General features: G+C 71.8%; 22 protein-coding genes. 14 read left to right on the forward strand and 8 right to left on the reverse strand.

The window, feature by feature from the left end; genetic code table 11:
- Positions 1-31 precede the first annotated feature (31 nt).
- Complete coding sequence (locus DEJ48_RS02225; RefSeq protein ID WP_150213954.1) at positions 32-1,582, reverse strand: acyl-CoA synthetase; 1,551 nt, start codon at positions 1,580-1,582, stop codon at positions 32-34.
- Complete coding sequence (locus DEJ48_RS02230; RefSeq protein ID WP_150213957.1) at positions 1,579-2,691, reverse strand: NAD(P)H-dependent flavin oxidoreductase; 1,113 nt, start codon at positions 2,689-2,691, stop codon at positions 1,579-1,581. The genes DEJ48_RS02225 and DEJ48_RS02230 overlap by 4 nt, the downstream gene beginning before the upstream one ends.
- 127 nt (positions 2,692-2,818) lie before the next feature.
- Here DEJ48_RS02230 and DEJ48_RS02235 point away from each other — a divergent pair, with 127 nt between their 5' ends.
- The 5 genes from DEJ48_RS02235 (at position 2,819) to DEJ48_RS02250 (ending at position 5,929) form a co-directional block, all read left to right on the forward strand.
- A complete protein-coding gene (locus DEJ48_RS02235; RefSeq protein ID WP_150213959.1) occupies positions 2,819-3,271 on the forward strand; it encodes a VOC family protein in 453 nt (150 codons plus the stop codon).
- Between the two features lie 58 nt (positions 3,272-3,329).
- On the forward strand, positions 3,330-3,452 hold the full coding sequence (locus DEJ48_RS40725; RefSeq protein WP_263399428.1) for a hypothetical protein: 123 nt from the start codon (positions 3,330-3,332) through the stop codon (positions 3,450-3,452).
- Positions 3,453-3,545: 93 nt separating this feature from the next.
- A complete protein-coding gene (locus DEJ48_RS40730; RefSeq protein ID WP_263399429.1) occupies positions 3,546-3,668 on the forward strand; it encodes a hypothetical protein in 123 nt (40 codons plus the stop codon).
- 108 nt (positions 3,669-3,776) lie between these two features.
- The gene (locus DEJ48_RS02245; protein ID WP_150213961.1) at positions 3,777-5,132 is read left to right on the forward strand and encodes a hypothetical protein; all 1,356 of its coding nucleotides are present in this window, start codon (positions 3,777-3,779) and stop codon (positions 5,130-5,132) included.
- A gap of 56 nt (positions 5,133-5,188) precedes the next feature.
- A complete protein-coding gene (locus tag DEJ48_RS02250) occupies positions 5,189-5,929 on the forward strand; it encodes a DUF4239 domain-containing protein (RefSeq protein WP_150213962.1) in 741 nt (246 codons plus the stop codon).
- Here the strand turns inward: DEJ48_RS02250 and DEJ48_RS02255 are convergent.
- Positions 5,920-7,500, reverse strand: a complete 1,581-nt coding sequence (locus DEJ48_RS02255) for a phytoene desaturase family protein (RefSeq protein WP_150213964.1) — start codon at positions 7,498-7,500, stop codon at positions 5,920-5,922. The genes DEJ48_RS02250 and DEJ48_RS02255 overlap by 10 nt on opposite strands.
- Before the next feature lie 430 nt (positions 7,501-7,930).
- Here DEJ48_RS02255 and cseB point away from each other — a divergent pair, with 430 nt between their 5' ends.
- The 6 genes from cseB (at position 7,931) to DEJ48_RS02285 (ending at position 14,978) form a co-directional block, all read left to right on the forward strand.
- Positions 7,931-8,656, forward strand: a complete 726-nt coding sequence (gene cseB, locus DEJ48_RS02260; protein WP_150213966.1) for a two-component system response regulator CseB — start codon at positions 7,931-7,933, stop codon at positions 8,654-8,656.
- Positions 8,657-8,714: 58 nt separating this feature from the next.
- Positions 8,715-9,935, forward strand: coding sequence for a sensor histidine kinase (locus DEJ48_RS02265; RefSeq protein ID WP_150213969.1), 1,221 nt, complete (start codon positions 8,715-8,717; stop codon positions 9,933-9,935).
- Between the two features lie 142 nt (positions 9,936-10,077).
- The gene (locus DEJ48_RS02270; RefSeq protein ID WP_150213971.1) at positions 10,078-10,848 is read left to right on the forward strand and encodes an ABC transporter ATP-binding protein; all 771 of its coding nucleotides are present in this window, start codon (positions 10,078-10,080) and stop codon (positions 10,846-10,848) included.
- A gap of 116 nt (positions 10,849-10,964) precedes the next feature.
- Positions 10,965-13,526, forward strand: a complete 2,562-nt coding sequence (locus tag DEJ48_RS02275) for an ABC transporter permease (RefSeq protein ID WP_150213973.1) — start codon at positions 10,965-10,967, stop codon at positions 13,524-13,526.
- A 57-nt stretch (positions 13,527-13,583) separates the two neighbouring features.
- Positions 13,584-14,117 (forward strand): hypothetical protein, encoded by a 534-nt coding sequence (locus tag DEJ48_RS02280; protein WP_150213975.1) that lies wholly within the window; start codon positions 13,584-13,586, stop codon positions 14,115-14,117.
- 246 nt (positions 14,118-14,363) lie between these two features.
- The gene (locus tag DEJ48_RS02285; RefSeq protein ID WP_150220897.1) at positions 14,364-14,978 is read left to right on the forward strand and encodes a restriction endonuclease; all 615 of its coding nucleotides are present in this window, start codon (positions 14,364-14,366) and stop codon (positions 14,976-14,978) included.
- Here DEJ48_RS02285 and DEJ48_RS02290 read toward each other — a convergent pair.
- Positions 14,975-17,164 carry a glycosyltransferase gene (locus DEJ48_RS02290; RefSeq protein WP_150213977.1) on the reverse strand — a complete coding sequence of 730 codons (2,190 nt, stop codon included), beginning with the start codon at positions 17,162-17,164 and terminating at the stop codon, positions 14,975-14,977. The genes DEJ48_RS02285 and DEJ48_RS02290 overlap by 4 nt on opposite strands.
- 588 nt (positions 17,165-17,752) lie before the next feature.
- Here DEJ48_RS02290 and DEJ48_RS40130 point away from each other — a divergent pair.
- The gene (locus DEJ48_RS40130) at positions 17,753-17,992 is read left to right on the forward strand and encodes a DUF6221 family protein (RefSeq protein WP_223831844.1); all 240 of its coding nucleotides are present in this window, start codon (positions 17,753-17,755) and stop codon (positions 17,990-17,992) included.
- A gap of 308 nt (positions 17,993-18,300) precedes the next feature.
- On the opposite strand, the gene DEJ48_RS02305 is transcribed toward DEJ48_RS40130, so the two are convergent.
- Complete coding sequence (locus DEJ48_RS02305; protein ID WP_150213981.1) at positions 18,301-18,864, reverse strand: dihydrofolate reductase family protein; 564 nt, start codon at positions 18,862-18,864, stop codon at positions 18,301-18,303.
- Positions 18,865-19,040: 176 nt separating this feature from the next.
- On the opposite strand from DEJ48_RS02305, the gene DEJ48_RS02310 reads away from it, so the two are divergent.
- A complete protein-coding gene (locus DEJ48_RS02310; RefSeq protein WP_150213983.1) occupies positions 19,041-19,835 on the forward strand; it encodes an SDR family oxidoreductase in 795 nt (264 codons plus the stop codon).
- Between the two features lie 65 nt (positions 19,836-19,900).
- Here the strand turns inward: DEJ48_RS02310 and DEJ48_RS02315 are convergent, their stop codons facing one another.
- Complete coding sequence (locus DEJ48_RS02315; RefSeq protein WP_150213985.1) at positions 19,901-20,668, reverse strand: TetR/AcrR family transcriptional regulator; 768 nt, start codon at positions 20,666-20,668, stop codon at positions 19,901-19,903.
- Between the two features lie 103 nt (positions 20,669-20,771).
- Between DEJ48_RS02315 and DEJ48_RS02320 the strand changes: the two genes are divergently transcribed.
- Complete coding sequence (locus DEJ48_RS02320; protein ID WP_223831845.1) at positions 20,772-22,358, forward strand: MFS transporter; 1,587 nt, start codon at positions 20,772-20,774, stop codon at positions 22,356-22,358.
- A gap of 56 nt (positions 22,359-22,414) precedes the next feature.
- Here the strand turns inward: DEJ48_RS02320 and DEJ48_RS02325 are convergent, their stop codons facing one another.
- Positions 22,415-24,652: a serine/threonine-protein kinase gene (locus DEJ48_RS02325; RefSeq protein ID WP_150213987.1), complete on the reverse strand. Its 2,238-nt coding sequence runs from the start codon at positions 24,650-24,652 to the stop codon at positions 22,415-22,417.
- Positions 24,634-25,626 carry an oxygenase MpaB family protein gene (locus DEJ48_RS02330; protein ID WP_150213989.1) on the reverse strand — a complete coding sequence of 331 codons (993 nt, stop codon included), beginning with the start codon at positions 25,624-25,626 and terminating at the stop codon, positions 24,634-24,636. The genes DEJ48_RS02325 and DEJ48_RS02330 overlap by 19 nt, the downstream gene beginning before the upstream one ends.
- Positions 25,627-25,664 lie beyond the last annotated feature (38 nt).

Raw genomic sequence — 25,664 nt, forward strand, 5'->3', positions numbered from 1 at the left:
ACCCCTGCTCCGCGCGGGCCGGGGGCGCGGCCTACACGGCGCGCTCCCGCCCCTCCCAGTACGGCTCGCGCAGGCGCCGCTTGTACAGCTTGCCGTTGGGGTCGCGGGGCATCGTCTCGATGAAGTCGACGCTCTTGGGGCGCTTGTAGCCCGCGAGGTGGTGCTCGCAGTGGGCGAGGATCTCGGCGGCGAGAGCGGCGTCGCCGGTCCGGTCCTCGGTGACCTCCACGACGGCCTTCACCTCCTCGCCCCAGTCGTCGTGCGGGATGCCGAAGGCGGCGGCGTCCGCGACGGCGGGGTGGGTGAGCAGCGCCGACTCGATCTCGGCGGGGTAGATGTTGACCCCGCCCGAGATGATCATGTCGATCTTCCGGTCGCGCAGGAAGAGATACCCGTCCTCGTCGAGGAGGCCGAGGTCGCCGACGGTGAAGAAGTCGCCGATGCGGTTCTTCTTCGTCTTCGACTCGTCCTTGTGGTACGAGAATCCGCCGGTGGACATCTTCATGTAGACGGTGCCGAGCTCGCCGGGGCCGAGGCGGTTCCCGTCGTCGTCGAAGACCGCCAACTCGCTGATGGGCCAGGCCTTTCCGACCGTCCCGGGCTTCTTCAGCCAGTCCTGGGCGGTGGCGAAGGCGCCGCCTCCCTCGCTCGCCGCGTAGTACTCCTCGACGCACTCGCCCCACCACTCGATCATCGCCCGCTTCACGTGGTCGGGGCAGGGCGCGGCGCCGTGGATGGCGTGCCGCATCGACGTCACGTCGTACGCGGCGCGTGTCGCATCGGGGAGCGCGAGCAGCCGGTGGAACTGGGTCGGCACCATGTGCGTGTGCGTGCACTTGTGCGCGTCGATGAGGCGGAGCATGTCCTCGGGCGTCCACTTGTCCATCAGGACCAGCGGGTGGCCGATGTGCAGTGCCGCGCCCGCGAACTGGAGGACGGCCGTGTGGTAGAGCGGCGAGCAGACCAGGTGGACGTTGCCGTCGAAGGGCTTGATGCCGAAGATGCCGAGGAAGCCGCCGAGGTAGGACTCCTCGGGGAGCTTGCCGGACAGGGGGCGGCGGATGCCGCGCGGACGGCCGGTCGTGCCCGAGGTGTAGTTCATGACCCAGCCGAGCGTGCGGCCCTCCGGGGCGGACTCGGGGTGGCCGTCGATGAGTTGGGCGTACGGACGGAAGCCGGGGATGTCACCGACGGCGTGGCGGTGGGTCGGGGGCAGGCCGGCCTCGTCGGCCGCGGCCACCGCGGCGTCAGCGAACTTCTCGTGCGCGATGAGCACCTTGGCGCCGGAGTCGGAGACGATCCAGGCGATCTCGGGGCCGACCAGGTGGTGGTTGACGGGCACGAGGTAGAAACCGGCCTGGGACGCGGCCAGGTACGCGGTGAAGAACTCCACGCCGTTGGGCAGTACGACGGCGAACGCGTCCCCGCGCTCCAGGCCCGCGGCCCGCAGCCCGTGCACCAGCCGGTTGACGGCGCCGTGCAGCCGGCCCGCCGTCCACTCCTCGCCGTCGGGCGCCACGAGGACGGTGCGGCCGGGGTCGGCCGCGGCCTGGGCCCAGAATCCATTCGGGGGTGTGCTCACGACTGGCTTTCCCTTCCCGCGATACGGATGACACGGTCGACGGCCCGCTCGAAGCCGCGCGTCAGATCGTCGAAGACGGCCTGGACGCTTCGTTCGCTGTTCATCCGGCCGACGATCTGCCCGACCGGGGTGCCGAGCAGCTCCTGCACCTCGTACTTCTGGATCCGCGAAACGGCCTCGGCGACCAGCAGGCCTTGGAGCGGCATCGGCAGCGTGCCGGGGCCCTGCGGGTCGTCCCAGGCGTCGGTCCACTCCGTGCGCAACTGGCGTGCGGGCTTGCCGGTGAGGGCCCGCGAGCGGACCGTGTCGCCGGAACCGGCCGCCAGGAGCTTCCGGGTCAGCGCGGGCGAGTGCAGGTCGGCCTCCGTGGTGGTGAGCCACAGCGAGCCGAGCCACACGCCCTGCGCGCCGAGCGCGAGCGCGGCCGCGATCTGCTGCCCGCTGCCGATGCCTCCGGCGGCGAGCACGGGGAGCGGCGCGACCGCGTCGACGGCTTCGGGGGTGAGCACCATGGAGGCGATCTCACCGGTGTGACCGCCCGCCTCGTACCCCTGGGCGACGACGATGTCGATGCCCGCGTCCGCGTGCTTGCGGGCGTGCCGGGCGCTGCCCGCGAGGGCCGCGACGAGGACGTCGTGGTCGTGGGCGCGTCGGATGACGTCGGCCGGGGGTGAACCGAGCGCGTTGGCGAGGAGTTTGATCGGGTAGTCGAAGGCGACGTCGAGCTGGTTGCGGGCCACCTGCTCCATCCAGCCGGTGATGCGCCAGCCCGACGCCTCGCCCTCGGCGAGCTCGGGCACGCCGTGCTTGGCGAGGGTGTCCCGCACGAACTGCCGGTGCCCCTCCGGGATCATCGCCTCGACGTCGGCCTCCGTGACGCCCTCGACCTTTTTGGCGGGCATGACGACGTCGAGCCCGTAGGGCCTGCCGTCGACGTGTTCCTCCATCCAGTCGAGGTCCCTGGCCAGTTCGTCGGGTGCCGTGTAGCGGACCGCGCCGAGCACTCCGAACCCGCCCGCCCTGCTGATGGCGGCGGCCACCGCGGGGAACGGCGTGAAACCGAAGATGGCGTGCTCGACTCCCAGTCTCCTGCTCAACTCCGTCTGCATGGGCGCAGGATGCCGCAGCGGTCCGGACGAGGGAAGAGATTTTCTGATGCAGTGTCAGATCAACCGGTTCGCCCTGTCGGGCGTCGGCCCCCTGGCCCCACGCGCCGCGACAGCCGATCATGGACGGATGGCTGACTTCTACCACGTGTGTTTCGCCGTCCCCGATCTCGAACAGGCCATGCGCGACTTCCAGCCCTCCACCGGTGTCGAATGGAGCGCACCCGTCTCCGACCGGCTCGGGGCATGGGACTACCGGATCGTCTTCACCTCGGGCGGAGCTCCCTTCATCGAACTCATAGAGGGCGCGCCCGGCAGCCCCTGGCACACGGAGGACGGGGCCAGGTTCGACCACATCGGCTTCTGGTCGAGCGACATCCGGGAGGGCTCACGGCGCCTGGAGAGGGAGGGCTTCCCCGTGGACTTCTCCGGTTGCCCCCACGGCCGCCCGTTCGCCTACCACCGGATGGACAGCATCGGGGCACGCGTCGAACTCGTCGACCTCAGCCGCCAGCAGGCCTTCCTCCAGGCATGGCAGCCGGGAGGCCCCCCGATGCCGGCCATCGTGGAGACGCCCGAGTGAACCGCCCGAGCCGGTCTTTCGACACGCGACCGGGACGGGCTCTTCCTACGATGGCCGTATGTCCCTCGATCTGCTCTCCGGCATTCCGGTCAGCGACTACGCGTCGGCCGTGACGTGGTACGAACGCCTGCTGGGCGGCCCTCCCACGTTCTCCCCGAACGACGTCGAAGCCGTCTGGTAGCTCGCGGAACACCGCTACCTGTACATCGAGCATCTCCCCGACCACGCGGGCCACGCCCGCCTCACCGTCTTCGTCGGCGACTTCGACGAGCGCGTGGCGCGGATCGCCGACCGCGGCCTCGCCCCGGCGCAGCGGGACACGTACGCGAACGGGGTCCGCAAGGCGACGTACCGCGATCCCGACGGCAACGAGATCGGCCTCGGGGGCGCTCCCTGACCTGCCTTGGGGCCGGTCGGCGGGGCCGCTGCCGCCGCTCAGGTGAATCGCCGGGCGTGCGGGCGTGCCGGGGTCGACGGTCGGGACGTCCCGTACCAGCATCCCGGTGTGATCATCGGAGGAGTGGGCGCGGGATCGGCTCGGGCGCGATGGCTGCTGGTCGGTCTTGTCCTGACCGGGGGCTGCTGGTCGGCCGCCGGGCCCTCCGCCGCCGACGGTCCCACCGCGGGCAAGCTCGGCCTTGAGGTCACGGTCAACACCCGCCCCGGCCTCGGCGCCCTCGACCCCGGCATCCGGACCGGGGCCACGGTCGTGAAGTCGTACCGCCTGATCAACCGCGGTGGCGCCGACCTGCACCACGTACGGGTGCACGACCCCGGCATGCCCGGCGCCGCCATCCGCTGCCCCGGCGATCTCGACCGTGTGCCGATGCTGGCGGGATACCGCTCGGTGTACTGCTCGGCGACCGCGGCCGCGCGCCCGGGTGCCTGGGTCGGTGACGTACGGGCGGTCGGCCAGCAGCCCTATCTGCGCGCGATGGTGCAGGCGACCGCGCGCTCGGGGTACGCGGGGGTCGGTGCGGCCCTCGGTCTGACGGAGACGGCGCGCGTAACGGAACCCGACCGGGCGGAGGTCCGCTACGTCGTGGCCAACCACGGCAACAAGCCCGTCCACGGCGTACGCGTCACGGACACGGCGCTGCCCGCGGAGCGGATCGGCTGTGCGGGGTCAGCGCAGCCGGTCCTCGCCCACCTCGCCCCCGGCGCGTCGGCCACGTGTGTCGCCGTGGTGCGGCGCGCGCCCGGTACGTACGAGAGCCGCGGTCAGGCGGACGGCAGCGACCTGCTGCGCACGCTCGACGCCCGCGGCGCGGCGGTGGCGCCCCCTCGGCTGACGGCACGTTCCTCCGCACGCTTCACGCTCCGCGCCCCGCCGCCCGTCCCGCGCGCGCCGAGGCCTCACCGGCCGACGGCCGTGGCGCCGCGGCCACCGCACGCCGGGCCGCCCCGGGGGCGACCGGGCGTACCTCCACCGCAGCCCGGGCCTCCGGTCATCGCCCTCTTCCCCCTGCCGCCGCCTCCACCGGGCATCGCGGCACCGGTGATCGGCCCTGTCGGCCCCGCACCGCCTCCCGGAGCGGGCCTGGCTCCGGGAGTGGTGCCACCGGGCGCGGTCCCGCCTGGTGCGGTGCCACCGGGTGTGCTTCCACCGGGTGTGGTCGCGCCGGGCGTTGTGCCGCCGGGAGACATCCCGCCGGGTGCGGCCCGAGATCAGGTGCAGCAGCCGCCGCCGAGGAAGAACAAGCCGCGTACCGAAACACGCAACGAACCGCGGCGCTCCCTGGCCGGCCGTTTCATCCGGCGGGACCGCACCCCCACCGGACTCGGCATGCTGGCCGCGCTGTTCCTCATCCTCCTGCCCGCAGCCATCGCGGCCGCCGTGTTCGGCTCGCGCAGACTCTGACCGTCCGCAACCGTCCGCAGCCGTCCGCAGCCGTCCGCAACGAAAAGGGACCGCCGATGATCGAGAGTTTCGCCATCGTCCTGGGCGTCGCCCTGCTCGCCGCGACGGTCGTCCTGATCAAACACAGGTTCTGGCCGCCGGGACCGGATGACGAACCCCGCGAGGACGTCGCCGAGTACATCTCGATGATGGTCGGCGTGCTGTACGCCCTCGTCCTCGGCCTCGCCCTGGTGTCGGTGTGGGACGCCCACTCGGGAGCCGAGGACCACACCGCCGCCGAGGCCAGCGCCGCGCACCAGATCCATCTGCTCGCGTCAGGTCTGCCCGCACGGCAGGGCGACCGGATGCGCGGCGAGATCGAGTCGTACGTCCGGCACGTCGCCGACACCGAGTGGCCCGCCATGGCCGAGCGCGCACCGCTCGGCACGACGGGCTGGCAACTGCTCGACAAGGTGCGCGCGACGAGTCAGGTGCCCGCCGACGCCACGCCGGCCCAGCAGGCGACGGGCCAGGAGACGCTGGCACAACTGAGCATCCTCGACGAGGCACGCCGCGGACGTGAGGCCGACTCCGCGGAGCAGCTGTCCCCGGTGATCTGGTTCGGCCTGATCGTCGGCGGCGTCCTCACCATCGCCTTCATGTTCATGTTCGGCGTGCGGCGCAGCTTCACGCACGTCGTGATGGTGATGGGCCTCTCCGGCCTGATCACCTTCACCGTCCTCCTCATCTACCAGATGGACAGCCCCTTCGCCGGCCTGTTCGCCGTCGACGCGACTCCGTTCACGCGCTACTTCTGACCGGCCCGACCGGCTCCGGCGTCCGCCTCCAGCGCCGCCATCGCGGCGTTGTGCCCGGGGATGCCGCTGACACCGCCGCCGCGCACTGCGCCCGCGCCGCACAGCAGCACGTTGGCGTGCCGGGTCTCCACGCCCCAACGGCCGGTGCTCTCCTGGGCGTAGGGGAAGGCGAGGTCGCGGTGGAAGATGTTGCCGCCGGGCAGCCGTAGGTCCCGTTCCAGGTCGAGCGGGGTCTTCGCCTCGATGCAGGGGCGGCCCTGCGCGTCGAGGGCCAGACAGTCGGCGATCGGCTCGGCGAGGTGGGCGTCGAGCTGGGCGAGGGTGGACTTCAGGAGTTCGGCGCGCGCGGTGTCGTGGTCGCCGCCGAAGAGCCGGGCGGGTGTGTGCAGACCGAAGAGAGTGAGGGTCTGGCAGCCGCGCTCGACGAGGTCGGGCCCGAGGATGGTGGGGTCGGTGAGGGAGTGGCAGTAGATCTCGGAGGGCGGGGCGGCGGGCAGCGTACCGGCGGCGGCCTGGGCGTACGCGGTCCCCAACTCCGCGTAGCCCTCGGCGATGTGGAAGGTTCCCGCGAAGGCCTCGCGCGGGTCGACGGTCGTGTCCCGGAGCCGCGGCAGCCGTTCGAGCAGCATGTTGACCTTGAACTGGGCGCCTTCGGCCGGCTCGGGCGGCTCGTCGCCGAGCAGTCCCGCGAGGGCCTCCGGTGAGGCGTTGACCAGGACGTGGCGTGCGGAGGCGGTGTGTTCGGCGCCCTCCGTCCGGTACGCCACCTCGGCGTGCCGCCCATCGGTGTCGATCCGCGTCACCTCGCACCCCGTGCGCAGCCGCGCGCCCGACATGCGCGCCGAGTCGGCGATGGCGGAGGTGAGGGCGCCCATGCCGCCGACGGGCACGTTCCAGTCGCCGGTGCCGCCGCCGATGACGTGGTAGAGGAAGCAGCGGTTCTGTCGCAGGGACGGATCGTGGGCGTCGGCGAACGTGCCGATGAGGGCGTCGGTGAGGACGACGCCGCGCACCAGGTCGTCGGCGAAGCGCTCCTCGATGGCGGTGCCGATCGGCTCTTCGAAGAGGGTGCGCCACGCGGTGTCGTCGTCGACGCGGGCGCGCAGCTCGGCGCGGCTCGGCAGGGGTTCGGTGAGTGTGGGGAAGACGCGGCGGGCGACCTCGCCGGTCATGGTGTAGAACGCGCGCCAGGCGTCGTACTCGCGCTGTCCGCCGGTGAGCCGCGCGAAGGCCTGCCGGGTGCGGGCCTCGCCGCCGCCCACGAGGAGGCCGGTGGGGCGGCCGTCCCGGTCGGTGGGGGTGTAGGAGGAGATGGTGCGGGTGCGCACCCTGAAGTTGAGGTCGAGATCCCGGACGATCTTCTTCGGCAGCAGGCTGACGAGGTACGAGTAGCGGGAGAGCCGCGCGTCGACCCCGGGGAAGGGGCGGCTGGAGACGGCGGCGCCCCCGGTTCCGGAGAGCCGCTCCAGGAGCAGCACGGACCGTCCGGCGCGGGCGAGATAGGCGGCGGCGACAAGGCCGTTGTGGCCACCGCCGACGATGACGGCGTCGTACGCATCACGATCGGGCATGGCTCTTCCTAGCACGAGGCGCCCGGCTCGCGGACCGGCCGCCGCCCGTGGCGCACCGAACCGCGCCGGGCAGCGCCACACCTTCCTGACCGCTCGCAGGTCCGGGGTGCGCGGGGGCTCGCCTACCTGGTGTGCGCCTAGGCGGTGTCCGTGATCCAGTCGGCGACCGCCGCGGCGAGCTGCGACAAACCCGCTTCTGCCGGTTCGCAGTACTCATGCCTCCGGCCGGGTTGCGCCCCGGCTGATACACGGCTGCGACCGGACCGCCGGGTCGATGATGCAGAGTCGGGCGGGCCCGGCGTGAGTGGCTTCGGCTCGGCGATGCCGTGTGCCATGTCTGACATATGGTTCGAAGGGGACACCGGTGACAGCGGCCGGGTCCCTCCGGGCACCCGCCGGACCCCCGCGACGTTCGAAAGGCCCCGCTCTCATGTCGTCCAGCCCGCCACCCGAAACCGCCGAGCACGTCTTGCTGGTGGAGGACGACGACCTGATGCGTCGCTCCTTCGGTTCGGCCCTGGAGCGGTACGGCTATCGGGTGCGGACCGCGAGCGACGGCCTGGAGGGCCTGGAGCGCTTCCGCGAGGAGGACTTCGACCTGCTCGTCCTCGACGTGATGCTGCCCGGCCTCGACGGCATCGGACTGTGCCGCAGGGTCCGCGAGACCAGCCTCGTGCCCGTGCTGATGATGTCGGCGCGCGGCGACGGACTCGACGTGGTCGCCGGTCTGGAGGCCGGCGCCGACGACTACGTGGTCAAGCCCGTCGACACCTACGTCCTGGTCGCACGGATCCGATCCCTCCTGCGCCGCGCGACGTACCCGCGGCTCGCGGCCGCGCCCGGCACGGAGCAGGCGCCGCCGACCGGCCCCGGCGTGCTGGAGTTCGGCGATCTGCGCATCGACATGGGCGGCATGGTCGTGACCGTCGGCGGTGCGCCCGTCGCACTGACACCCACCGAGCTGAAGCTGCTGCTGGAGTTCGCGGCCGAGCCGGGGATCGTCCTCGACCGGCACGCGCTGCTGCGCAACGTGTGGGACTACGGCTGGGACGCCGACACCCGCGTCGTCGACCTGTGTGTCCAGCGGCTCCGCAGGAAGATCGGCCGGGACCGCATCGAGACCGTCCGCGGCTTCGGCTACAAGCTCAGGCGCTGACGTGGCACGGAACGCCACGGCACGGAACGCCCCCGGCCGCTCGCCCAGGTCCGGCAGCATGCCCGTGCGGTGGAAGATCGCGGCCCTCGCGGCGGCCTGCGCCGGACTGGTCGCCGCCACCGTGGGCGTGATGGTGCACGTGTGGACCCGGTGGGACATCCAGGCCCGCGCCGAGGCCGAGGCGCTCAACAAGCTGTACTCGGCGGTGGACACGTATCGTCGCGGCGACATCCTGGCGGATGGCGTACGGGTCGATCCACCCGACCTGCCCTCCGCTCTGCGCGAACCGCCCGACGGCGAGCGGCACAGCGTCTACGACGGGCGGGTGGACGGGAACCTCGGCCCCTCGATGTGGGCGGCCCAGCGGGTCGGCGGCCCCGGCAGCAAGGTCCTGGCGTTCCAGGTGAACATGGGCCCGCAGATGCACGGCCTCGAGCGTCTCGACATGAGTATGACGGTCGCCTCGCTGGCAGCCCTGGCCGTGGTGACGCCCCTCGCGGTCCTCGGCTCGGGAGTCCTGGGCCGCAGGCTGCACCGCGTGTCGCAGACCGCGGGCCGCATCTCCGCCGGGGACCTGGACGCCCGTACCGGCCCCACCAAGGGGCGCGACGAGATCTCCGGCATCGCGGCCGCCGTCGACGCGATGGCGGACGGCCTGGCGCGACAGCTGCACTCCGAGCGCCGGTTCACCGCGGACGTCGCGCACGAACTGCGGACCCCGGTCGGCGGTCTGCTGGCCGCCGCCGATCTGCTGCCCGCCGGTGAGACCGAGGACGCGCTGCGGGCCAGGATCCGTGACCTGCGCGACCTGGTCGAGGATCTGCTGGAGGTCTCCCGTCTCGACGCGGGCGCCGAACAACCGGCCCGTACGTCCGTCCCGCTCGACGCGGTGGTGCGGGAGGCGGTCGCGCGCACCGGGTTGCCCACGGAAGTCGTCACGACGGCCCAGCCGACGGTACGGACCGACCCCCGGCGGCTCGAACGGATCGTCGGCAATCTCGTCGTCAACGCGCATCGGCACGGCCGCACGCCCGTGGAGGTCACCGTCGCCGAGAACGCCGTCACGGTCCGCGATCACGGTCCCGGCTTCCCCGCCGACCTGCTGCGGGAGGGGCCCCGCCGATTCCGTACGGGCGCGCGGGAACGCGGCGGCGGCCACGGTCTGGGCCTGACCATCGCCCTGGGCCAGGCCCGGGTGCTGGGGGCGGAGCTGCGGCTGGGCACGGCCGAGGACGAGGGCGGCGGCGCGGTCGCCGCCCTGCACCTGCCGCGGAACTGATACGCCGTGGCGCGGGCGCGGATCAGCCGCTGATACACCGCTCGCGGAGCCTTCGACGTGTACGTCACGCAGACGCGTACGCCACGCACACGCGTACGCCACCACGCAGACGCGTACGCCACGCACCGAGAAGGAGTCCTTCATGACCGTCGCCCCGAGCCCCGCCGGCCAAGGCCCCGTCGCCGCGGCCGCCCGCGATCTGCACAAGACCTACGGCCGCGGCGAGACCCGTGTCAGCGCCCTCGACGGCGTCGACATCTCCTTCCGGCAGGGCGAGTTCACCGCGATCATGGGCCCGTCCGGCAGCGGCAAGTCGACGCTGATGCACTGCGTGGCGGGACTGGACTCGTTCACGTCGGGATCCGTGCGCATCGGCACCACGGAACTGGGCCGACTCGACGACAGACAGCTGACCGAACTGCGCAGGGACCGTATCGGCTTCGTCTTCCAGGCGTTCCACCTGCTGCCCACGCTGACCGCTCTGGAGAACATCACCCTGCCCCTGACCATCGCGGGGCGCCACCCGGACCGGCAGTGGCTGGACCACGTGATCGCCATGGTCGGCCTGACCGGACGGCTGCACCACCGGCCCGCCGAGCTCTCCGGCGGGCAGCAGCAGCGCGTCGCCGTCGCCCGCGCGCTCGCGGCACAACCGTCGATCGTCTTCGCCGACGAGCCGACGGGGAACCTCGACTCACGCACCGGTGCGGAGATCCTCGGCTTCCTCCGCGACTCGGTGCGCGACCTGGGCCAGACCGTGGTCATGGTCACCCACGATCCTGTCGCCGCCGGTTACGCGGACCGTGTCGTCTTCCTCGCCGACGGCCGCGTCTTCGACGAGATGGTGCGGCCGAGCGCGGAGCGGGTGCTCGAACGCATGAAGGACTTCGACCCGCGCGCCGTCACCGTCTGAGGCATCTGCATCTGCATCTGCCCACGTCTCGCGCCCTCTCCCCCGACCTCTCCCTCCCCCCCGGCTCCCTCCCTCCCCGGTGGGAGGGCACCGGCCTGCCCCAGGATCCGTATCCCATGTTCCGTACCGCCCTGCGCAACGTCCTCGCGCACAAAGCGCGTCTGCTGATGACCGCGCTCGCTGTCGTCCTCGGTGTCGCGTTCGCCACCGGCAGTCTCGTCTTCAGCCAGACCCGGTCCGACGCCGCCGCCGAACAGGCCTCGGCGGGCTACGACCGCATCGCCGTCAACGTCGGCGTCGACGCCGTGCCGGACGGCGGGGCGCCGACCGGCCTGGACGAGCGGCTCGCATCCCGGCTCGCCCGGGTTCCCGGCGTCGCGCACGCCGCGAACCGCGTCGACGGCTCCGCCGCAGTGGCCGACCGGAACGGCCGGCTGCTCGGCGACGGCGACTCCCACCGCGGCAGCAACTACGCCCCGGCCGACCGGCACGGCACGGAAGGCACCGACGGCACCGACCCCGCGTACCGCTTCACCGCCGGCCACGGCCCGACCCACGACGACGAGATCGCACTCGACGCGTCCACCGCGGCGCGGGGCGGCTACCGGGCGGGCGACCGCGTCCGCGTGGGCACGGGCCAGGCCGCGGCGACGTACCGCCTCAGCGGTGTCTTCCGCTCCGACGGCCACCGCCTGACCGACGGCGGCACCCTCACCCTGTTCACGACGCGGACCGCCCAGCGCCTCTTCGCCACGCCCGGTCACGTACAGAGCATCGAGCTGGCCGCGGAGAGCGGCATCAGCGCACCCGAACTCGCCGAACGTGTCGAAAAGTTGCTGCCGAAGGGAGCCGGCGCCGTGACCGGCGCGACGCTCGGCCGCATCCAGGCGAACCTCGCCTCCAGCGACCAGGACACCATGGGTCAGATCCTGCTCGGCTTCTCGCTGGTGGCGATGTTCGTGGCCGCGTTCCTGATCTCCAACACGTTCACCATGCTGATCGGGCGCCGTACCCGCGAACTGGCCCTGCTGCGTCTGCTCGGCGCCTCGGGCCGGCAGGTACGCCGCATCCTGCTCGCCGAGTCCGTCCTGGTCGGCTCCGTCGCCTCCGCGCTCGGCCTGCTCATCGGCACCGGCGTCGCCGCCGCCCTGAACCGACTCCTCGGCACGGCGAGCAGCCCGGCGGGCCCGCTCGTCCTGTCGCCCGCCACCCTGCTCGGCACCATGCTGCTGGGCACCGCGATGACGGTCGTCGCCGCGTGGCTGCCCGCCCGCCGGGCCATGTCCATCGCCCCCGTCACCGCACTCACCGGCAGCGACACTCCGACGCCCGCCACGGCACGCTCCCCGCGCACGGCCGTCGGCGCCGCGCTGACGGGGATCGGTGTCCTGGTCGTGGTGTACGGGGCCGTGGGCGCGGGACCCGACGCACGCACCGTCATCGGCCTGGGGACCCTCCTCGCCGTGGTCGGCGTACTCGGCCTGATTCCGCTCCTCGCCCGGCCGTTCGTCGCCGTGCTGCGCCCCCTGCTGCTACGGATCAGTCCGGTCCAGGGCGTCCTCGCCACCCGCAACACGACGCGCGACCCGCGCCGCACCGGCGCCACGGCCGCCGCCCTCACCGTCGCGCTGGCGCTCGCCTCCGGCCTGTCCGTACTCGGCGCCTCGGCAAGCCACTACCTGGAGCGGGCCACCACGCACGACTTCACCGCGGACTACCTGGTCAAGCCCGCTGTCGACAGCGCGCGGCTGACCGCGGCCAACACGAAGGCGGCCGCCGGGACGCCGGGCGCCACGGTCAGCGGACTCAACCAGTCCACCGGCTATGTGCTCGGCGGCAGCCCGGCGGTACTGACCGGCGTGGACCCCACCGCCGTCGGGCGGCTGATGCGCTACGACCTCGTCGGCGGGTCGCTCGACGCCCTCACCCGAGGCCGGATCGCGGTCGCCGACTACAAGGCGAAGGAGGCCGGCTGGCACGTGGGCCAGAGCCTGCCCGTGCGCCGCGGCGGGAAGAGCGGCCGGGTCACCGTCGGCGCCATCTACCGCGCCGACCCCCAGAGCAACCTGCTCCCCAGCATCACCGCGGCCGACTCCCTCGTGGCCCGCTACGACGAGAGCCCGCACACCCACGTCATCCTGGTCGCCACGGACCGGACGAGCGGCGGCGCGAGCCCGGCGACGTACAGCGCACTCACCCACGCCCTCGGCGACGACCCGGCCCTGGCCGTCCTCGACCGGAGCGCGGTCGAGGACGAGTACAGCGGCGACATCGGCGACCAGCTCGACATCTTCTACGCCCTGCTGACCATGGCGGCCCTGATCGCCGGGCTCGGCGTCACCAACACGCTGGCCCTGTCGGTCCTGGAACGACAGAAGGAGATCGGCACCCTGCGGGCCGTCGGCCTGGCCCGCGCCCAAGTCACCCGCATGATCCGCTGGGAGGCCCTGATCGTCGGCGCGTTCGGCGCGACCCTCGGCACGCTGCTCGGCATCTTCCTGGGCTGGGCCCTGGGCCGCACCCTTCAGGACACCGTCTCCGGCTACACGCTGGTACTGCCCTGGGGACGCCTGGCCGCCGGCATCGCGCTCGCGATGACGATCGCGCTGCTCGCGTCCTTGTGGCCCGCCCGCAAGGCGTCCCGAGTGGCCATCACCACGGCGACGTCCGCAGCCTGACGCCGGGCCGGGCCCCTCCACCCCGTAGCACGAGGGCAGGCAACGACAATATGTGACATGCACGTCGATACACGCCCCCGCCACCACTACGTCAACCGACCCGCGCGCCGCGCCGCCTGGGTGGTCACGTCGCTGATGGTGTCGGTGGCGGTGTGGTTCCTGTTCTTCGACGGCGAACGGCCGTCCGGCCCATGGGAGGTCGTCCTGGCCGTCGCGCTCCCGTGCGCGGTCATCTGGACGCTGATCAGAACGGCGCTCGCCCCGTACGTTGGGTGGGACGACCAACAACTCGTCGTCCGCAACCCGTTCTTCACGTACGAGGTGCCCCTCTCCGGTGTGCGGCTGCTCGGCCGCGCGGGCCGGGGCGGGGCGCTGGAGGTGGAGAGCATCGGGACGGTGCTGCCGTGGGCGATGACGCGCTCGGTGTTCGACGGGCGCCGGGCGGGGGCTGCGCGGCGCGAATTGCGGCACGCGGTGCGGCAGGCAGCCGGCACAGCGACGACGCCGGGGCGACGCCGCTTCCGCGTCGCGTGGTCGGACATCCTGCTCGCTCCGATGCTGGGGGCGGCCGCCTGGGCATTCATGCCCTGAGCGCCACCGGCATCCGGAGGCGCCGGTAGCCCTCCTCGGCCGAACTGCTTCCCTCGACATGGCCGCAAAGCCCTCTTGTCGCGTTCCGGCGGGCCCTCCACACTGCGGGGCACGGGACTTGGGGAGCTTGGAATCCTGAAAGCTTGGGAGCCGATGGCAGCAGCACGGCGACGGCGACGGCCGTTACGGAAGAGGACGCGTCGCCAGGTGCGGTTCTGGGGCAGTGCGGCCGCGCTGGTCGCCGCGATGTGGGCGGCCGGGCACTGGGCGAACGTGTGGCCCGTCCTGCTGGCCGTCCTGATCGTGGCCGTGCTCGGCGGCTCCGGTTACGGGCTGTGGCAGGCGCACCGCCGCGCGGTCGGCAAGGACCGGGCGTGGCGGCTGGAGGAGGACGCGCGGGCGCGGGAGCTGTCGATGACCGAGGTCGACGCACTCACCTGGCAGGACTTCGAACGGTACGTCGCCGACCTGTGCCGCCGGGACGGTTGTACGCAGGTCGTCGTCAGCGGGCGGAGTGGTGACCTGGGCGCCGACGTGATCGGCTGTCTCGCGGACGGCCGCAAGCTGGTGATCCAGTGCAAGAAGTACGCGCCGGAACGCAGCGTCTCCTCCCAGGACATGCAGAAGTTCCTCGGCACGGCCCGCAACGAACACGGCGCGGACGTCGCCCTGTTCGTCACCACCTGCCGCAGGTTCACGGCGGCCGCACTGGGCCTGGCCGTGCGGCACGACATCGTCGCGGTCCACCGCGATCTGCTGGGGGCGTGGGTCAAGGGCGCCCGACTGGACAGTCTGCTCCCCCTGAACGGCCGGGGCCACGGCGACGGCGGCAGCCGCGGACAGCGCCGCTCGCCCGCCTAGCCCGCGGGCACGTCCCGCAAGCTCAGTGCCAGGTCGTTGGTGACCGTGAAGAAGGGCTTGGCGCGTGTCGCGCCGCGTGTGCTGTGCGACAGGTCGGCGGCCGGGAAGGCATCCGTCTTCTTGCGTTCGACGATGTCGCCTCCGATCCGGCCGATGGTGATGGGCGGGCTGACGTGCCCCACGTAGAGGCGTAGGTCCCACACGTCGTGGGCGCTGCTCCGCCGGGCGAGCGCCCGGGAGTAGGGCAGGGTGAAGGAGAAGCCCGACGGACGGGACGGCTCTTCCATGAGGGGTGTCGCCGGTACGTCCTCGGCGGGAGCGGGCGTGACGGGGACCGTGAAGTCGTACGCATCGCCCTGACGGGAGACGGCGATCACCGATGCGTCGTACAAGGGGCGGCGCAAGTCGCTGGCGAGGAGTCGCGCGGTGACTGTGGCGTGGGCGTCGCCGATGGTGATGCCGGTGACCTCGGCGTGTGCGGGGCGCTGCCAGGTGCGCAGGGCCAGGAAGCCGTCGGAGGTGGTGTAGGGGAGCACAGCGGTCACGTTGCCGTCGACGAGTGCGGGCAGGGATCCAACGCTGCGTGCCCGTTCCGCCAGGGCGCAGACGAGCCGCGTCCTCTTCACCGCGGTGCCGCGGCCCGTGACGTAACAGTCCCAGCGGCCTTCCGGCAGTTCGTGCTCGGCCGGGTCGAGTGTGATGCGGGGCGGCGATATGTCGGCCGGTAAGGGGATGCGTATGTGGCGGCCCTTGGGATCGCGGCGCAGGCGGGCCACGAAGTCGAGGGGGCCGGGCGGTAAGGATGCCGTGTCGAGGCGGACGCTGACGCCGCGGTCATTCGTGACGCGGGCGAAAGCGACGGGGCGCACGGCGGCCGGTTGAGAGTCGGCGGACGGTTCGGACGGTTCGGACGCAGAGGCGGGATCCGGGGTCGGTTCCTCTCGCGTGTCGCGGCCGGTGGCCGGTAACGCGGACCGCAACTTGGACCACCATGTGCCGCGGTGCGCGGTCTTGGCCGGGGCTTTGCGGGGCAGGGCCGAGAGTTCCTGGAACAGGGTCTCGTAGCGCAGGGCGAGAGCCGATGGAGCGTACGTCCGTGCCCGTCCTCGAGCTGCGGCACCGAGCCGCTCACGGAGGAACGAGTCGGCCATGAGCCGGTCGAGGGCCTCCGCGTACCCGTCCACGCCCGCGTCCAGAGGCACCAGGACACCGTTCGTCTCGTCGATGATCTCCGCGGGCCCGTGGGGACAGTCGGTGGAGATCACGGGGACGCCGCAGTGCATGGCCTCGACGATCGTCATGCCGAAGGACTCCATGTCGGAGGAGACGGCGGCGATGGCGCCCTTCGCCCACTCGGCCTCGATCGGGGAGACCGGCCCCATGAGGAACGCGCGGTCGTACAGGCCGAGTTCGTCGATCCGGCGGCGCAGGGCGGGGCGTTCCGGGCCTCGCCCGTAGAGGCGCAGCGACCAGGTGGGGTGGGTGGCGGCGATCTTCGCGAAGGCGTCGATGAGCCGGTCGTAGCGTTTGACGGCGACGAGCCGGCCTGCGGCGACGATGACGTTCGAGCGCAGGTCCGAGGGCTCGACGGCGGGTTGGGGGACGCTGTTGGGAATGCAGAGGATGCGGGCCGGTACGTCCGGCAGCGCCCGGCGGTACTGTGCGGCGTCGGCGCCGGACACGGTCACGAAGGCGTCCAGTTGGGCGATCGCCTTGTTCTGGTGCGCACGTAACGTGGGGTTGTGGGCGTCCAGGCTCAGGTGCTCCTGGCCAATTCGCAGGTACCGGTTCTGGCCGTCGCGGGCGAGGTAGCCGTTGAGGTCGGGGCGGGTGGCGATCACCACGTCGGCGTCCGTCCCGCGCAGCCACTCACCGATGCGTTCGTCCTGCAAGGCGGAGTAGGGCAGGCGCGCGGAGTTCGCGGCGGCGCCGGTGTCCGGGAACATCGTGCACGGTTGAGCGGTGAGCGGGTGGCCGCCTTCGTAGGCGGGGCTTTCCGCGCGCATGTCGATGAGCGGGGTCAGCGTCACCCGTTCATCGAGGACGAGTTCAGTTCGGTCGCTGACCTGGTGGACGGTCACGACCTCGACGTCGTGCCGGTCGGCGAGTGCGCGCGACAGATTGACGGTGGCGCGGATCGTCCCCCCGATGCCGTAGGCATTGTTGATCAAAAACGCGATCTTCACTCTGTTTACTTCCCCCGGCGCAGCCACCCCGGTCAGGGGCGTGCGCCATCAGCCCTGCGTGGGAGTGCGCGCCGCGCAGGACGTGTTCCGGTCGCTTGTCCTCTGCCAGCCGTGCCGCGTACGGATGCGTGCCGTACGCATGGATCGCACAAGGTCACGACGCTGCGGATTTGCCGCGCGACGTGCGGTATTTCGTGGCGAAGGTGGCCATGGAACGCGCCCCCCGCGGTTCCGTCGGCATGTGAATACCTTCATTCAAATCCACAGGGTGTTCACATGTCCAGTACGACGTAACGGGTGAATGCACCAGATTCAGGGCATGTCACCCCACCCAGCAGCCCCGCTTTCACCCAGCGAGGGCTGCAATCATGGAGAAACAGTGAAGATCCGGAAGCCCTCCGTCAGGGTTGCCCAGCAATGCATGACGGACGCATAACAGATCCCTGAAATGTTATTCAGCGGAGATATCCAACTAGGCTGAATATCCTGCGCGAGAGCGCAGTGCTCCTATGACTAAAGAGTTGGTGAGGTCCTCGAGGCACGGCCGGCCGAGGAAGCCGACTTGGCGCGGCGCCGCGTCGGTGACGAATGCGGGGAGCGGTCTGCCCACGGGCACACGGTCGACCTCGTCAGGTTGACCCCTCAGGATTCCACCCGACGATTGCTCTGCATGTGGCTCTGCACGACCCAACCCGCGTTCTGCGCGAGGTCGAAGCGAAGCGGCGCATACTGGCCCGCCCCGCCCCTGCCCCCTGGCCGTGCGTCGGGGAGCCCCCGAGTCACCCCGGCAATGGCAGCCCGGAAACTGCACCGGGCCAGGGGCTGTAACCAGCAGGGTTCAGACCCCGGGTCCCCCCACGTTCTGGTTCCTGGCGTTCAACCCGCCGAGGCCCTGCGCCAACCCCTGCTCAGCCGCCCCGCGCTCCAGCGCGCCGCGCTCCCCCGCGCCCCCTCGGCGCCGCAGTACGAGCCAGCACGCTCCCATCGCAGCCGCGGCCACGACCAGCACAGCAACAATGACCATCACGCGTCCCCCAGTCCTCATCGGTACGGCGGCGCCGTCACACGGCCCGCCTTGATCCACAGTGTCGCCGAACACACGGTTCTAGGAAAAGCGGACATGCCGCAGGCCGGTGTCAACTACGGGAGGGCCGCGCCTGATTGCGCACGTGGAAGCGGAGCATCGTGACGGCGCCCGACTGGGTGTTGGCGAAAGGCTCCAGGTCGATCCTGCCGAGGCTCGGGGGCGAGAAGCGGACGCCGTCGCCGAGCAACACCGGCAGGACGTACACCAGGACCTCGTCGACGAGCCCGCGCCGCAGGCACTGGGCAGCCACATCGGCACCAAGGATCTCCACGTTCTTGCCGCCCGCGGCGTCGCGTGCCGTGGCGACGGCTTCCTCGATGCCACACGTGAGGAACGTGACGGCGGGGTCAGGCTCGTCGGGCGGCTCGTGAGTGAGGACGAACTGCGCTCCCCCGTCGTAGGCGGCGTCCTGCTCGGCCATCCGCTTGGCGACCTCATATGTGCCCCGGCCGACGAGCATGGCACCCGTGGCCGCCATGACCTCGGGGAACGCGTCCGCAGTCAGATACTCGAAGATCCAGTCCATCGCGTGGTCAGGACCGGCGATGAACCCGTCCAGCGACATCGCCCTGTTCACGACCACTTTGCCGGTGCCGGTGCTCACATCGCTCATGCGTCTTCTCCGTGGATTGTGGAGGTCCGAGGTCAAATCCCCGGCACGGTCGCCGCGCACGGGGGCGGCGCGCACTTGCTTGGAGTGCACTCCAAGGTCCTAGCGTCTCGACAGCTGAACCGAAACACCCAACGCGTCGACGCATCGTCCCGCACGACCAACTGGACAGGTTGCAAATGGTAGACAACCAATTCACCACGCATACGGAACTCTTCGATCTGCGAGGAAAGCGCGCACTCGTCACCGGTGGCACCCGAGGCATCGGCATGATGATCGCGCGGGGCCTTCTCCAGGCGGGCGTCCGCGTGGTCATCAGCTCACGCAACGCAGAGGCGTGCGCTGAGGCGCAGGAACATCTGTCCAAGTTCGGTGACGTACGGGCCATCCCCGCCGACCTGTCCCGCCACGACGAGTGTCGGCGCCTGTCCGACCTCGTCACCGCCGACTCGGAGCGCCTCGACATCCTCGTCAACAACGCGGGCACGATGTGGGACGAGCCGCTGGAGACGTTCCCGGACGCGGCCTGGGACTCGGTTGTCAACCTCAACCTGAAGTCGCCGTTCTGGCTGGTCCAGGCGCTGCTGCCCGCACTTCGCAGGGCCGGCACCGCCGACGATCCCTCGCGGATCATCAACATCGGCAGCATCGCCGCCATCCACATCCCCCAGCGGCCCAACTACTCGTACTCCAGCAGCAAGGCCGCACTGCATCAACTCACCCGAGTGCTCGCCAAGGAACTGGGACCGCAGCACGTCACCGTGAACGCCGTGGCACCGGGACCGTTCCCCTCGGCGATGATGGCTGAGACCCTCGACGAGTTGGGCGAGGCGATCGCGGCGTCGGCCCCACTGCGCCGGATCGGCCGCGACGACGACATGGCGGGTGTCGCCGTGTTCCTCGCCAGCCGGGCAGGTGCATACCTGACAGGCACCGTGATCCCCGTGGACGGCGGCATCGCCACCACCGCGTAGGCCGCCCCGACCGCCGAAGCCCAATAGGGAGGAGCCGCGTGCGGTCGAGTGCGGGATCAACCGTCTCAAGCGGACCCCACCCGTCCCCGTGGCGTGCCCGGCGCGAGTCCGCCCAGTAGCGCCGTGAGCGTGAAGTCGAAGCGCTCGTGGGGGTCACCGGAGGTGAGCTCGTCGATGTGGGCGACGGTGCTCGGGAACGTATCGCCGGGCAGCATCCGGTACCGCTCCACCAGCGCGTCGCGGTCCAGGACGCGCTGGTCGGCCCCGCTCGCGGGGTCGTGCCGCAGCGACACCTCGAAGCAGTAGGCCGAGACGTAGAGGAACGCGGCGTCGATCGCCCATGCCGCGGACTGCGGCGGCACCCCCGCCGCCAGCAGAATGGTCAGCATGCCTTCGCTCAGCCGCAGAGCGTCCAGGCTGTTCGGGGCGGCGGCCAGCGCCGCCCGCGAGATGCCGGGGTAGCGCAGGTACTCGTCGCGCAGCTCCCGGCAGATGTCGAGCATCTGCTCGGTCCACCGCGCGGGGTCGGGCTCCGGCACCGTGACCCTGGCGCAGACCTCGCTGATCATCAGCTCGTCCAGCTCCGCCTTGTTGCGTACGTGTGCGTACAACGACGCCGGACCGGTCTGCAGCGCGGCGGCCACCCGGCGCATCGTCAGGGCATCGAAGCCCTCGGACTCGACGAGGCCGAACGCCGCGTCCATGATCCGCGCGACCGTGATCGGAGCCTTTCCGGATCGGGACGCGGTCCTGCCCGACTCGCCCAGCGCCGCGATCTTCGCCGCCCACTCGTCGTGCGTCTCCGCGCGATCCGAAGCCCGTCCGTTGCCCATGACCCCAGCATAGCTTGACCCGAACAGTGTTCCTCTGTAGAACGGTGTTCGCGTGACGAACAGTGTTCGTCCGTCGCATCGCGCTCCTGCTGAGAGGGATCTCATGTCTTCCCCACCTGTCGCCCCGCCCCGCCCCTTCCGTTCCCTGCGCGAGGCGTGGATGGCCCTGACCGGGCTCTCGGCGGCCTTCCTCTTCGAGATGATGAGCAACACCGTCCTCAACGTCGCCCTCCCCACGATCGGCCGCGACCTGGCGGCCCCGACGGCCGCCCTGCAGTGGGTCACCAACGGCTACTCGGTCGTGTTCGGTGCGCTGATGCTCGTGTTCGGCGTGATCGCCGACCGGCTCGGCCGTCGCCGGGTGATGCTCGTCGGGCTGGCCCTGCTCGGCGGAGCGAGCCTTGCGTCGGTGGCCGTCACCAGCACCGGCGAGCTGATCGCCGTCCGTGCCGTGATGGGCCTCGCCGCCGCGATGACCACGCCGATGACCATGGCGATGGCGTTCCGGTTGTTCGATACGGAGGGCCTGCGGGTCCGGGCCATCACCCTGATCTCCACCGTGGGCATGGTCGGGCTCGCGATCGGGCCGACCGTGGGCGGCTTCGTGCTCTCCTTCGCCCCGTGGCAGGTCCTGCTGCTGGTCAACGTACCGATCGTGGCGCTCGCGATCATCGGTATCCGCGTCGGCGTACCGGCCGACGACCCGGCCGACCTGCACCGCGCGCCCGCGGACCTGACCGGCGGCGCACTCGGCACGGCGACGATCGTGCTCGCGCTCGTCGCACCCACCCTCTTCGCGGACTCGGGGGCCGGCTCGTGGGCGCCGTGGGCCGCCGCCGCGGGGTTCGCCGTGGCGGCGGTCCTGTTCGTCGTACGCGAGCGCTCGACCCGGCACCCCCTGCTCGACCTCGCACTCGTCGCTCGGCCACGGGTCTCCGGCGGCCTCGCCTACAAGGCGGCGTCAGGACTCGCGAACGCCGGTCTCGCCTACCTGGTGACGCTGCAACTGCAGCTGGACTGGGGCTGGTCGCCCGCGCTCGCGTCCGTCGGCATGCTGCCTCAGGTCGTCGTACTGATCGCGGGCGGCCCATTCGTCCACCGGTTCGTCGAACGGGCCGGCATCGACCGGGCCGCCTGGCTCAGCGCGGGCTCGGTCGTGGCCGGTCTCGCGGTCTATACGCTCTCCGGCCGCCTCGGCTACCCGTGGGTGGCGGCCGCGCTGGTCCTCGTGGCCGCCGGTATGCGGGTCGTCGGCGCCGCGGCCGGCGTGAACGTGCTCAACGGCCTGCCCCGCAACCGCACGTCCACGGGGGCCGCGCTGGTCGACACCGCCGCCGAGGTCACCGCCGCGGTCGGAGTCGCCGTGGTCGGCACGGTGCTCGCCGCGGTGTTCGTCGGGAACGTCACCGCGGGGAACTGGAGCCCTGAGCAGACCGAGCAGTTCCGGGAAGCGGTCACCGTCTCCGGAACCGTGCTCACCCTCGTGTCCGCGGGCCTGGTCGGCTGGGCGATCCGACGCACACGGCCAGCCGTCGAAGCGAGCGGCGAGCAGCAAGCCGGGGCCCCTTCAGCGGAACCCTCAGAACCCGCGAAACCCTCAGAACCCGGGGAACGCGCAGAAGCCACAGAAGCCACAGAGCCCGCAGAGCCCGCAGAAGCCACAGAAGCCTCCGCGACCCGGACGACCTGACACGAGCGCGCGGCAAGCTCGGCAGCAGCTCCTGGGAGCACCGGGGATCCCTGCCCTCACCGCCCCCCACCCGCCCCCCTCTGCCGCACCACAGCCACCCTCCGATACACCTCGACCGCCTCCGCCCCCCGCCCCAGCTGTTCCAGGCAGTGGGCCTCGTCGTTGTGGCTGGCGAGGGTGTCGGGGTGGTCGGGGCCCAGCACCCGTTCGCGGGACGTGGCCACCCTGCGGTACTCCGCGAGCGCGTCGGTCCAGCGGCCGAGCCAGCCTAGGCCGACCGCGACCTCGCGGCGGCTGACGAGGGTGTCGGGGTGGTCGGGGCCCAGCACCCGTTCGCGGATGGCGCACACGTCGCGGGCCTCCGCGAGCGCCTCCTCCCAGCGGCCGAGCCGCCCCAGGTTCACGCCGAGCCCGTGGCGGGCCCTGAGCGTCTCGGGGTCGGCGGGGCCGTTGACGCGGGTGCGGTCGTCGATGAGGTGGCGGTAGAGGTCGAGGGCCTCGTTGCTGCGGCCGAGCCGGCCCAGGCTGATGCCGACCTCGTAGCGGGCGGTGAGCGTGTCGGGGTGGTCGGGCCCCAGCGCCCGTACGCGGGCGTCGGCGACCTCCCGGTAGGTTTGGAGAGCCTCCGTCCAGCGACCCAACTGGCCGAGTGCGTAGGCGACTTCGTAGCGTGTGACCAGCGTGTCGGGGTGCGCCGGGCCGAGGACACGCGCGCGGGCCGCGGCCACTTCCTCGGCGAGCCGGTAGGAGTCCTCCAGGCGGCCGAGGCGGCTCAGGTTGTACGCGAGGTTGTGGCGGCAGCGCAGCGTGTCCGGATGGTCGGTGCCCGCCGTGCGCTCGCGGACGGCGAGCACCGAGGTGTACGTCTGGTGGGCCTCGAAGTGCCGTCCGAGCTGGCCCAGCACGTACGCCATCTCCTGGCGCGCGGCGAGCGTCTCCGGGTGTTCGGGGCCGAGCGTGCGCTCCCTGCCCTGCGCGACGCGCGTGTACTCGCGCAGGGCGTCGGAGGCGCGGCCGGTGCGGCTGAGCGTGAAGCCGACCTCGTACCGGCTGGCGAGGGTATCGGGGTGGTCGGGGCCCAGGGCGTGCTCGCGTTCGGCGGCGACCGAGCGGTGCACCTCGCCCGCCTCCGCCCAGCGGCCGAGCCGGCCGAGGCTGAGTCCGGCGTTGTGGCGGTTGGTGAGGGTGGCCACCAGCTCGGGCGGGGGTGTGGGGCGCTCGGTGGGCCGGGGGTCCGCGGCGCGGCGCGCGTCGATGCGCGGGATCCACTCGCCGGTCAGGCCCGCGGCCGCGTCGGGCGGAGTGGTGCGCAGCACGGCTGCGCCGCCGGCCTTGTGCCCGGTGGTCATGCCCCGGGTCCAGGAGGGCAGGCGCGCCCCGTGGCCGGGCAGCGGTTCGGCGCGGCGGACGGGTGGCGTCGCGACCGTGGGGACGTAGGTGATCGAGGTGCGTCCCGCCGCGATGCGGCGGCCCAGCTCCCGCGCGTCGTGCGGTCGCCCCTTGGGCTCCTTGGCGAGCAGGTCGAGGACGATGCGGTCGAAGTACGCGGGCAGTTCGTCGCGGTGTCTGCGGGGCGGCTCGGGTGTCGTGTCGCGGTGGCCGACCAGGACCGCCCAGGCGTCCTCCATGTCGAAGGGCGGGGCGCCGGTGGCGATCTCGTACAGCACGCATCCGAAGGAGTAGAGGTCGCTGCGCTGGTCGACGGGGTCGCCGCTGATCTGCTCGGGCGACATGTAGTGCGGGGTGCCCATCGCGATGCCCGTGCCGGTCAGGCGGGAGGTGAAGCCGATGTCGGCGCCGAGGCGGGCGATGCCGAAGTCGCAGATCTTCACCGTGCCGTCGGCGAGCCGCATGATGTTCGCGGGCTTCAGGTCGCGGTGCACGATGCCCTGTTCGTGGGTGTACGCGAGGGCGCCCGCGACCTGGTCGGCGATGTCCACGACGTCCTCGACGGGCAGGGGGTGCTGTTTGTTGTCCTCCATGAGCTGGCTGAGGTTGCGTCCGTCGAGGAGTTCCATCACCAGGTACAGGACGCCGTCGTGCTCGCCGAAGTCGTGGACGACGGTGACGCCCCGGTGCTGGAGCGCGGCCGCGACGCGTGCCTCACGCCGGAACCGCTCGCGCAGCACGCCCGTGAACGCCTGGTCGTGCTGGGGTCCCATCGGCTTGAGGCATTTGACCGCGACCTGGCGGCCCAGCGACTCGTCGCGGGCCCGCCAGACCTCGCCCATGCCGCCGCGCCCGATCAGATCCAGGAGCCGGTAGCGGCTCTGGATCAGCCTGGTGTCCGCCATCTCGTGTTGTCGCCCCCGTTGCCTCGCCGCGCCCTCCCCGCCCCGTCCAGTATGGCGTTCCGTCTGTCGAGTTTGTACGGGGCCGGGCGGGTGCCGGGGCCGAGCCGGGCCACGGCACGCAGGATGTGTTTGGGCGGGAGTTGCCAGCGCACACGGTTGGGGACGGCGCGCAGGAGGGTGCCGGTGAGGGCGAGGCGGCGGGTCACGGTGGCGGGTGGCGGGGCCGCTCTGCCGTACAGCTCGTGGGCGTACGGCGGCAGGGAGGCGTACGCCAGGTTCGCCACACGCCTCCACAGCAGTTCGCGCGCCGGAACGAGCAGGGCGTGCGTCGGCGGGCGCTGGAGGAAGTCGTCGACGGCGCGCGCGTCGGACCCGGCGGCGAGCCGCGGCCGCACCTCCTCGAAGTACGCGGCGAGTTCACGCGTCGATGCCGGTACGTCGACGGGGTCGAGGCCCACGAGGCGGGCGCTCTGCCGGTGCTCGTCGACGTACCGGTCGGCCAGCGCGTCGGTGAGGCGGAAGCCCGAGCGGCGTACGACGTGGAGGTAGGAGTCGATCTCCGCGCAGTGCACCCAGAGCAGCAGCTCCGGCTCGTCGACGCCGTACCGCTCCCCCGTCTCGGGGTCGGTGGCCCCGAGCTTGGTGTGGATCTTCCGCACCCGGGCGCCCGCCTTCTCGGCCACCTCGGTCGTCCCGTAGGTGGTCGTGCCCACGAAGTTGGCGGTACGCATGAGACGGCCCCAGGCGTCCTTGCGGAAGTCGGAGTTCTCCATGACGCCGCGGACGGCGCGGGGGTGCAGGGCCTGGAGGTAGAGGGCCCTGATCCCGGCGACCCACATCATCGGGTCGGCGTGCGCCTGCCAGGTCACGGACGCCGGCCCGAAGAGCCCGGGATCAGGGCCGGGTACGGATATGGGGGTGGGCGTGGACAGGGATGCGGGTGTGGATGTGGGCGCCTGGGTGCGCTCCGGCATGGTGGGACCAACTCCTGACGGGTGACGTCCTGACCGTC

This window comes from Streptomyces venezuelae (assembly GCF_008642315.1).
Lineage (GTDB): Bacteria > Actinomycetota > Actinomycetes > Streptomycetales > Streptomycetaceae > Streptomyces > Streptomyces venezuelae_D.